Genomic DNA, 8,165 nt, shown 5'->3' on the forward strand with positions numbered 1-8,165 from the left:
TTTGCGTCATGTGAATTCATCCTTGTCTATTGAGAGTTGTCGTAACTTCAATATAACATGAAAATTCACAGGGCGTATTTTTTTATGCCTTTTTATAGGTGGCTAAGTTCATTATAAAATCCACCTTTGAAATTTTGTAAACCCTTTTTTAAAAAATATAGATAATTTTATTTCCCTATCTATTTTTTCATAATAAATACTTTTTAGCATTAAAATTATGTGTTAAAATAATTACAAGTTTCATTATGCTACTTTCAATAAATTAGTAAAGGGGTTAAATTATGCATACAAATAAATTTTATGACTGGTTATTCCCAGGTATTTCTCTTGTCATGTTTGCAACGTTATTGGGCTCAATCTTAGCCCAGAGTGATTCAATGTCCGTTTTACAGTTAATTTCCTATTCTTCAGGGTTACTAGCTTACACCATGATGTTAACAGTCACATTCATGGGATCACGCCCACGATTTATAGAAAAATACTTTGGCATGCCTGAAATGTATGAAATTCACGCATTAATGGGTGTTGTTCTTTCGATTATGGGTGTTATCCATATTATTATCCAATGGAATGGCTTCCGTTGGATTACTAAGATGTCAACTGTTTCTCAAACGGGATTCCTCGCTGTCTTTTCATTAATTATTGTCATGTTTACAGGTATATTCTCACTTTCGGGTATATTCATTGATCGAATTCCACTATTACGAAAATGGAAAGAGTCAGTCCTTAATCGCGAATTGAGCTTATGGCTTCATAGACTTTCTATTGTAGCCATTGTTGCAATATATTTTCATTTATTCTTACTCCCATTTCTAAATGAAAATACACTATTTATGACACTTCTGACTATCTATACTGTTGCTATATTAGGTTATTATGTTATTTGGAAATTAAAATTATCTTTCGCACCAAAGTTTGAATTGAAAAGTATTAAACAAGGGACACCTTCATTATGGGTATTAGAATTTGAACCGGAAAATGGTTCGATTAAACCATACGTACCAGGAGATTATTTCTTTATTCGTTTCAAAAATGCTGACATCACAACTGAAGGACACCCTTTCTCAGCATCAAGTGCAATAACATCCGATTATTCGAATTCAATTGAGTTTATGATTAAAGAAGCTGGAGATTGGACTGGTTCTTTACAAAATGTCAATGTCGGAGATATCGCTACTCTAGAAGGTCCTTACGGAAATTTCTTCCCAGATGACGTACAAGAATCCGAAGATCCTTTTGTCTTATTAGCGGGAGGAATTGGTTTAACACCTAATTTAAGTATCTTACGCCACGAACATGAAAAGAACTCAAACCGTAGAATTCATCTAGTTTGGGGCTTAGCGATTGAAGAAGATATGTTTATGATTGAAGAACTTGAAACAATGAAAGCTGCAAATCCAAATTTCTCTTATGATATTATCTTTTCAAATGAAGAAGTTGAGGGCTTCCCTCATGGCTTTATCACGCATGAATATTTAGAAGAACTTGGTGTAAGTTCACTTTATCAATCTGCTAAATTCTTTGTCTGTGGACCACCACCCATGCTAAATGCTTCAAAAACTTTATTAGATAATCAAAATGTCCCTGATAATCATATTTATCTAGATGAATTTGGTTTCTAGTCACCTATTAATAGAAAGGAAAAGTATATGACTAATAAATTTTCTTTTATCATACAAGTTATATTTGTATCCATCCTTGTTTGGCTACTAACGACTTTATTGTTTACAAATGAATTTATTTTTAATAGCGGCGATGATGAGAGTGCTCAAGTTGACACAGCGGAAGTATCAGATGGTACTTTCACCGGATCTGCTGAAGGTCATAATGATCAGTTAACATTGGATGTAACAGTAGAGAATGGTGAAATAAGTCAAATTGATGTCACTGAACATAGTGAGACAGAAGGCATCTCGGATCCTGCTTTCGAACAAGTTCCAGAACAAATCATAGAATCAAATTCAACGGATGTTGAGATTGTCTCTGGAGCTACCTTTACTTCTGAAGCCATTATCAATGCTGTCAATAATGCCTTGGCAAAGGATTCTGGTGGAAGTTCTGAAGCTATAGCTCTCGAATACGTTTCTGATGGCACTTATACTGGAACTTCCGAAGGACACAATGGTCTTATGACCGTCGATGTCACAGTAGAAAATCAAGAAATTACAGATGTTAACGTCGTTTCTCATCTTGAAACGGAAGGCCTTTCTGATCCAACCTTCGACCAAGTACCAGATCAAATTATCAATACGAATTCATTAGATGTAGAGACAGTTTCTGGTGCTACTTTCACATCTGAAGCTATTATCGAAGCTATAAACGACGCCCTATCTCAAAATTAACAAAAACCCCTTTAGAAAGCTTATTTGACAGCTTTACTAAAGGGGTTATTATATTATCTAGTTTAATTGTGATTGGATTAAATCAACCTTATCTAACTGTTCCCAAGGTAAATCTAAATCAGTTCGCCCAAAATGCCCATAAGCAGCTGTTCCTGCATAAATTGGACGTCTAAGATCTAACATTGAAATAATACCCGAAGGCGTTAAGTCAAATGTATCACGAATTATCTTAATGATGACATCATCAGAGTAACTACTTGTGCCAAAAGTATTTAATGAAATTGACGTCGGTTCACTTACCCCAATTGCATAAGCTAATTGAAGCTCAACTTTACTTGCAACTCCAGCTGCTACAAGATTTTTAGCAACATAACGTGCAGCATAACTGGCTGAACGATCGACTTTTGTAGCATCTTTTCCAGAGAAAGCCCCCCCACCGTGGTGAGCAGATCCTCCGTAAGTATCTACAATGATTTTACGACCCGTTAAACCAGAATCTCCAACGGGTCCACCTATTACGAATTTGCCTGTTGGGTTAATAAAGTAAGTCGTCTCTTCATCTAACCACTCTGTATTAACGACCGGTTTAATGACATGCTCAATAACATCTTCTCTTACTTGATCAAGTTCCACATCATTACTATGTTGAGTACTAATAACTAAATTATCAATCCGTTTAATCGTATTATCTTCATTAAACTCTACCGTCACTTGCGTTTTTCCATCTGGACCTAAATATGGTAAGATTTCTTCTTTTCTAACTTTTGCTAATTGTTGCGCTAATTTATGACTTAATGAGATAGGTAAAGGCATATATTCTTCTGTTTCGTTTGTTGCGAAACCGAACATAATCCCTTGATCTCCTGCTCCAATTAAACTTTGCTCTTTTTCATCTCGAGTTTCTAAAGCATCGTCTACTCCCATCGCAATATCAGGTGATTGTTCATCAAGTGATACTAAAACTGCGACATTATCAGCGTCGAAACCATACTTAAAGTTAACATAACCAATCTCAGCAATTTTCTTACGAACAATTTGTTGAATATCAACGTAAGCTGTTGTAGTAATTTCTCCAAAAACTAAAACCAATCCTGTATTAACTGCTGTCTCACAAGCAACACGTGCGTTAGGATCTTGAGCCAAAATCGCATCTAAAATCGCATCACTAATTTGGTCCGCAATCTTATCTGGATGTCCTTCAGTTACAGACTCTGATGTAAATAATTTTCTTTCTTTCATAATGTCTCCCCCACTATATTATTTGGTTACAAGGCATATTCACTCTAGTACAAGTGAACCCTATCGGGACTTTAGATTTGTAACGAATGCAATTATATCACACAACCATTGCCTTTCACACTATAAGTATAAGATTCTGAATAATTGATTAAATTGGTACCAATATTTTTCGCATAGATGCGAAATTAATGATAGAATGTATAAAGAAAATTCATCTTCACAATAGTGACTAAGAATGAAACACTCAATCGCTCAAGTCAATGAAGTAAAGATGATTTGATATTTATTCTCTATGTTTAGGAAAAGAATATCAGACAAATATGTAATAATAAAATAATGATAGCTAAGCTATCGAATTTTTTAGATGAAAGGTATAGTCAATGAAATTAATAACTCGTTTTTTACAAAATCCGTACGTTAAAATATTCGTTTCGCCCCTAGCATCCATACTATTTGGATTGATTCTAGGAGCTAGCCATACTGAATCCATTCGGTGGCTTCCAATGTTACTGTTGTTTCTAATTGTCGTGTTTGGTCAATTAATTGATCATTTCCTATATTTACGAATCGACAAACAAACACCAGAAGTAGCACCTAATGTCTTATTGTATGTACTTGAAGGTATATTGCTAATTAGTACCATTATCTTTATGTTTAACTCACACTGGATCATCAGTGTACTGCTCGTCTTTTATATTATATTCATTCATGTGCAGTATATGCCATTTAAGATGACAGGTACAATCTATCACTATTTATTATCAGTATTCTTTAATGGGTTCATGATGAATATCATCGCGTATAATTCACAAACATTTGCAGTAACACAAACATTTTTAATCAATACCATTCCAATTGTTTTTATGTTTATTGTTTTAAACTTAGAAGTATTTAATTTGAAGAGTATCATTATTAATTACAAACAAATAACCGTTTATCAACGGTTCCCAGTTATTAGTATAGTAGTTTGTGCCCTTGCATTATTAAGTGGGTTTTACTTCTCTCTACCATCTTCATCTTATTATATTGTTCAAATTCTATTTGTTTTACTAAGTGCCGTTACGATGTTACCTTTACTTGTTAAAACGCAACATGAAAAACAAACTCAGAACAAAATGAATTATATTCATGCAGTCACCTTAATATTCACATTATTATACAGTTTGAGTCAATTGTATTAAAAAAAGAACGAATGAAATGCTAAAAGTAAACTTTAGGCATTTTATTCGTTCTTTCTGTATTATAATTTATAAAGTGTTGTTGTCTTCTTTTTCACTTTCTTGACGACTTTCAGCCGCTTCATCAATTGTTTGATTTACACGAGCTTCAATTTCTTCTGATTCTTCATAAGCTTTAGTAGACTTATCACGAGCTTCTTCACGTTGCTCTTCACCTTCAGCAATTGCGTTTTGACGTAATTCTTCAGCTTTACGTGCAGCTTCTTCTTTTAATCGTTTTCCTTCATCTATAGCTTCTGTTAAGTTCTCATCTGCAGAAGTATGAACACTCTCACGAGTTTCACCTACTTGACGCTTTACATCTTCGACAGCTGAATCTGCTCGATCTTTGTAGTTTTCACGAATTTCATCAACATGACCACGACCAGACGCAACGGCTTGTTTAGCTTCACCTTCAACTTGTTGAGCGATCCCTTTTGCTTGAGTTTCGGCATCGTCAGTTGCTTTCCCAAACACTTCTTTAACTTTTCCAACAATTTCGTCTTTTTGACCTTCTAAGTTTTTCCATGTATCAGACATATCGTTACCTCCATTTAATTTGTTTATACTATTAATATAGCAAATTAAATGATTTTAAGCAATAATACCGCTTCCAAAAATTATAAGAAATGATATTGTTAATCATGTTGCTCCATTTATACTATAAAAATAACAACAATTCAAAAATAATAAAGGATTATATTAACTACAATTATATAAAATATCGTTGAAGTATCAAGAAATATTGTTGAATAATTATAAAAAATACTACGTCAGTAAATTGATAGTATTACATATTGTTATATAAAATTGCTTTTAGGATTTTACTTATTAATTTTCTAAAAAATATAGTTTTCAACAATAAATAGGATTGATAACATAAATTAAAATTGTCATCAACCCTATCTTTGTGTCTTCTAAAAGACGCAGATATTCGTTATATTTAAAGTCCCAACCAAAAAATAAGGAGAATATCTACTCATGAACCATTATATCCAAAAGAACTTTCCATTTTAAGACCAAAATATTACTATCGACACATACATTCAAAACACGTTCACATATCCAAGTATCACGAATAGCCAGATCGAAGGCATTAATAATAAAATTAAAGTGTTGAAACAAACCGCCTACGGCTATCGAAATTACAGCCATTTTAGAGACCGTAGTTTACTCATGACGCGATTATATGTCTCTCAGACAAATAAAAAAGATCAAGCAACAACTTATGCTGCTTGATCTTGATTAAAATGAGTCATCAACCCTATTTGACAAAGAGCCTATCATAAATACCAAGTAAACAAAAAAAGAACGCTAAGCGTTCTTTGAATAATTAAGCGGGTGACGAGAATCGAACTCGCGACAACAGCTTGGAAGGCTGTAGTTTTACCACTAAACTACACCCGCATAATATAACGGTCCGGACGGGATTTGAACCCGCGATCTCCTGCGTGACAGGCAGGCATGTTAACCCCTACACCACCGGACCAATGTATTTTAATTTTAAAATCAATAAGGAGGATAAGGGATTCGAACCCTTGCGCGCTTTTACACGCCTGACGGTTTTCAAGACCGTTCCCTTCAGCCGGACTTGGGTAATCCTCCGTTATGAAAGTAAAATTAATGATCCGTACGGGACTCGAACCCGTGTTACCGCCGTGAAAGGGCGGTGTCTTAACCGCTTGACCAACGGACCAACACAATATAAATATTAATTTTTAGCAATAATACGAATATAAAACTTACGGAGAAGGAGGGATTTGAACCCTCGCGCCGGCAAAACCGACCTACACCCTTAGCAGGGGCGCCTCTTCAGCCACTTGAGTACTTCCCCAAATCCAAAATTTTATAGTTTTAATATCACTAATGGGCCTGAGTGGATTCGAACCACCGACCTCACCCTTATCAGGGGTGCGCTCTAACCAACTGAGCTACAGGCCCGTATGAAATTAAAAGCGGGTGACGAGAATCGAACTCGCGACAACAGCTTGGAAGGCTGTAGTTTTACCACTAAACTACACCCGCATAATTAAATAAATAGTTAAGTTTAGTATTAAGTTAAAATTGCGGGGGTAGGATTCGAACCTACGACCTTCGGGTTATGAGCCCGACGAGATGCCAGCTTCTCCACCCCGCGATAATTTTAAAAGGAGGATAAGGGATTCGAACCCTTGCGCGCTTTTACACGCCTGACGGTTTTCAAGACCGTTCCCTTCAGCCGGACTTGGGTAATCCTCCATAAATTTAATTATTAATTTTTTAACGGTCTTCAATGGACCTTGTAGGACTCGAACCTACGACCGGACGGTTATGAGCCGTCTGCTCTAACCAACTGAGCTAAAGGTCCTATATAGCGGCGAAGGGGATCGAACCCATGACCTCCCGGGTATGAACCGGACGCTCTAGCCAGCTGAGCTACACCGCCTTTATAAAATATTAATGGAGAATAGCGGGATCGAACCGCTGACCTCCTGCGTGCAAGGCAGGCGCTCTCCCAGCTGAGCTAATCCCCCATAATATCAATCGGGAAGACAGGATTCGAACCTGCGACCCCTTGGTCCCAAACCAAGTGCTCTACCAAGCTGAGCTACTTCCCGAAATGAAACGCACCCTGTAGGAGTCGAACCTACAACCGCCTGATTCGTAGTCAGGTACTCTATCCAATTGAGCTAAGGGTGCTCTTTTTTATTATTTTAACACATAACTAAGTGTTATGCCGAGGGCCGGAATCGAACCGGCACGGTAGTCACCCACCGCAGGATTTTAAGTCCTGTGCGTCTGCCAGTTCCGCCACCCCGGCAATATGCCGAATTTACTTCTCTTGGCAAAGCGGAAAACGGGGTTCGAACCCGCGACCCCCACCTTGGCAAGGTGGTGCTCTACCACTGAGCTATTTCCGCGTTGATGCCGGCTAAAGGAGTTGAACCCTCGACCCTCTGATTACAAATCAGATGCTCTACCAACTGAGCTAAGCCGGCTTATTAAGTTAAATGCGGGTGAAGGGACTTGAACCCCCACGCCCGAAGGCGCTAGATCCTAAATCTAGTGCGTCTGCCAATTCCGCCACACCCGCGTTTGTCTCTTTATAAGAGAATGAGTCGTACAGGGATCGAACCTGTGACCCTCTGATTAAAAGTCAGATGCTCTACCAACTGAGCTAACGACTCTTGAGACATGGAGGATGACGGGATCGAACCGCCGACATCCTGCTTGTAAGGCAGACGCTCTCCCAGCTGAGCTAATCCTCCAAATATAAACAATGCATGGCAACGACCTACTCTCACAGGACCAAAGGTCCAACTACCATCGGCGCTAAGAAGCTTAACTGCTGTGTTCGGCATGGGAACAGGTGTATCCTTCTTGCTAC

Annotated in this window: 5 protein-coding genes, 20 tRNA genes, 1 rRNA gene, 1 pseudogene and 1 riboswitch; of the genes and pseudogenes, 4 read left to right on the plus strand and 23 right to left on the minus strand. The window is 37.3% G+C overall.

The window, feature by feature from the left end:
- The first annotated feature begins 281 nt into the window (after positions 1 to 281).
- Together ACEN3Z_RS11195 and ACEN3Z_RS11200 are read left to right on the plus strand one after the other, a co-directional pair.
- Positions 282 to 1,622, plus strand: coding sequence for a hypothetical protein (locus tag ACEN3Z_RS11195; RefSeq protein ID WP_407090917.1), 1,341 nt, complete (start codon positions 282 to 284; stop codon positions 1,620 to 1,622).
- A gap of 27 nt (positions 1,623 to 1,649) precedes the next feature.
- Positions 1,650 to 2,342, plus strand: coding sequence for an FMN-binding protein (locus tag ACEN3Z_RS11200; protein ID WP_407090918.1), 693 nt, complete (start codon positions 1,650 to 1,652; stop codon positions 2,340 to 2,342).
- Between the two features lie 57 nt (positions 2,343 to 2,399).
- Here the strand turns inward: ACEN3Z_RS11200 and metK are convergent, their stop codons facing one another.
- Positions 2,400 to 3,581: a methionine adenosyltransferase gene (metK, locus tag ACEN3Z_RS11205; protein ID WP_407090919.1), complete on the minus strand. Its 1,182-nt coding sequence runs from the start codon at positions 3,579 to 3,581 to the stop codon at positions 2,400 to 2,402.
- A riboswitch (SMK box riboswitch) is annotated at positions 3,579 to 3,669 on the minus strand. (Overlaps the previous gene by 3 nt.)
- Positions 3,670 to 3,961: 292 nt before the next feature.
- Here metK and ACEN3Z_RS11210 point away from each other — a divergent pair.
- Entirely contained in the window at positions 3,962 to 4,762 is an 801-nt protein-coding gene (locus tag ACEN3Z_RS11210; RefSeq protein ID WP_407090920.1) for a hypothetical protein, read from the plus strand.
- A 66-nt stretch (positions 4,763 to 4,828) separates the two neighbouring features.
- On the opposite strand, the gene ACEN3Z_RS11215 is transcribed toward ACEN3Z_RS11210, so the two are convergent.
- Positions 4,829 to 5,338 carry a CsbD family protein gene (locus ACEN3Z_RS11215; protein ID WP_407090921.1) on the minus strand — a complete coding sequence of 170 codons (510 nt, stop codon included), beginning with the start codon at positions 5,336 to 5,338 and terminating at the stop codon, positions 4,829 to 4,831.
- A 501-nt stretch (positions 5,339 to 5,839) separates the two neighbouring features.
- Here ACEN3Z_RS11215 and ACEN3Z_RS11220 point away from each other — a divergent pair.
- Positions 5,840 to 6,037 (plus strand): annotated as a pseudogene (locus tag ACEN3Z_RS11220) (transposase); the annotation flags it as partial.
- A gap of 97 nt (positions 6,038 to 6,134) precedes the next feature.
- Here the strand turns inward: ACEN3Z_RS11220 and ACEN3Z_RS11225 are convergent.
- The 21 genes from ACEN3Z_RS11225 to rrf all read right to left on the minus strand — a co-directional run.
- A tRNA-Gly gene (locus ACEN3Z_RS11225) sits at positions 6,135 to 6,205 on the minus strand.
- A gap of 9 nt (positions 6,206 to 6,214) precedes the next feature.
- Positions 6,215 to 6,287: transfer RNA gene (locus tag ACEN3Z_RS11230), tRNA-Asp, on the minus strand.
- Between the two features lie 26 nt (positions 6,288 to 6,313).
- Positions 6,314 to 6,403, minus strand: a tRNA-Ser gene (locus tag ACEN3Z_RS11235).
- 19 nt (positions 6,404 to 6,422) lie between these two features.
- Positions 6,423 to 6,494: transfer RNA gene (locus tag ACEN3Z_RS11240), tRNA-Glu, on the minus strand.
- Positions 6,495 to 6,543: 49 nt separating this feature from the next.
- Positions 6,544 to 6,632 (minus strand) — tRNA-Ser (locus ACEN3Z_RS11245).
- Positions 6,633 to 6,665: 33 nt separating this feature from the next.
- Positions 6,666 to 6,739 (minus strand) — tRNA-Ile (locus tag ACEN3Z_RS11250).
- 13 nt (positions 6,740 to 6,752) lie between these two features.
- Positions 6,753 to 6,823, minus strand: a tRNA-Gly gene (locus tag ACEN3Z_RS11255).
- A 39-nt stretch (positions 6,824 to 6,862) separates the two neighbouring features.
- Positions 6,863 to 6,935 (minus strand) — tRNA-Met (locus tag ACEN3Z_RS11260).
- 11 nt (positions 6,936 to 6,946) lie between these two features.
- Positions 6,947 to 7,036, minus strand: a tRNA-Ser gene (locus ACEN3Z_RS11265).
- Positions 7,037 to 7,071: 35 nt separating this feature from the next.
- Positions 7,072 to 7,145 (minus strand) — tRNA-Ile (locus tag ACEN3Z_RS11270).
- Positions 7,146 to 7,149: 4 nt separating this feature from the next.
- Positions 7,150 to 7,223 (minus strand) — tRNA-Met (locus ACEN3Z_RS11275).
- A 15-nt stretch (positions 7,224 to 7,238) separates the two neighbouring features.
- A tRNA-Ala gene (locus ACEN3Z_RS11280) sits at positions 7,239 to 7,311 on the minus strand.
- 10 nt (positions 7,312 to 7,321) lie between these two features.
- Positions 7,322 to 7,395 (minus strand) — tRNA-Pro (locus ACEN3Z_RS11285).
- An 8-nt stretch (positions 7,396 to 7,403) separates the two neighbouring features.
- A tRNA-Arg gene (locus ACEN3Z_RS11290) sits at positions 7,404 to 7,477 on the minus strand.
- A gap of 35 nt (positions 7,478 to 7,512) precedes the next feature.
- A tRNA-Leu gene (locus ACEN3Z_RS11295) sits at positions 7,513 to 7,598 on the minus strand.
- A 28-nt stretch (positions 7,599 to 7,626) separates the two neighbouring features.
- Positions 7,627 to 7,698, minus strand: a tRNA-Gly gene (locus ACEN3Z_RS11300).
- A gap of 5 nt (positions 7,699 to 7,703) precedes the next feature.
- Positions 7,704 to 7,776, minus strand: a tRNA-Thr gene (locus ACEN3Z_RS11305).
- A 13-nt stretch (positions 7,777 to 7,789) separates the two neighbouring features.
- Positions 7,790 to 7,871, minus strand: a tRNA-Leu gene (locus tag ACEN3Z_RS11310).
- A 21-nt stretch (positions 7,872 to 7,892) separates the two neighbouring features.
- A tRNA-Lys gene (locus ACEN3Z_RS11315) sits at positions 7,893 to 7,965 on the minus strand.
- Between the two features lie 8 nt (positions 7,966 to 7,973).
- Positions 7,974 to 8,046: transfer RNA gene (locus tag ACEN3Z_RS11320), tRNA-Val, on the minus strand.
- Positions 8,047 to 8,059: 13 nt separating this feature from the next.
- Positions 8,060 to 8,165, minus strand: a 5S ribosomal RNA gene (gene rrf / locus ACEN3Z_RS11325); the annotation flags it as partial.

It is taken from the genome of Ruoffia sp. FAM 26254 (assembly GCF_045528545.1).
GTDB classification, from domain to species: Bacteria; Bacillota; Bacilli; order Lactobacillales; family Aerococcaceae; genus Ruoffia; species Ruoffia halotolerans.

What these genes read in the sequence shown, in the direction of transcription:
- ACEN3Z_RS11215 (WP_407090921.1), bottom strand. Translation starts at nt 5,338, where the DNA reads ATGTCTGATACATGGAAAAACTTAGAAGGTCAAAAAGACGAAATTGTT.
- ACEN3Z_RS11200 (WP_407090918.1), top strand. Translation starts at nt 1,650, where the DNA reads ATGACTAATAAATTTTCTTTTATCATACAAGTTATATTTGTATCCATC.
- ACEN3Z_RS11210 (WP_407090920.1), top strand. Translation starts at nt 3,962, where the DNA reads ATGAAATTAATAACTCGTTTTTTACAAAATCCGTACGTTAAAATATTC.
- ACEN3Z_RS11195 (WP_407090917.1), top strand. Translation starts at nt 282, where the DNA reads ATGCATACAAATAAATTTTATGACTGGTTATTCCCAGGTATTTCTCTT.
- metK (WP_407090919.1), bottom strand. Translation starts at nt 3,581, where the DNA reads ATGAAAGAAAGAAAATTATTTACATCAGAGTCTGTAACTGAAGGACAT.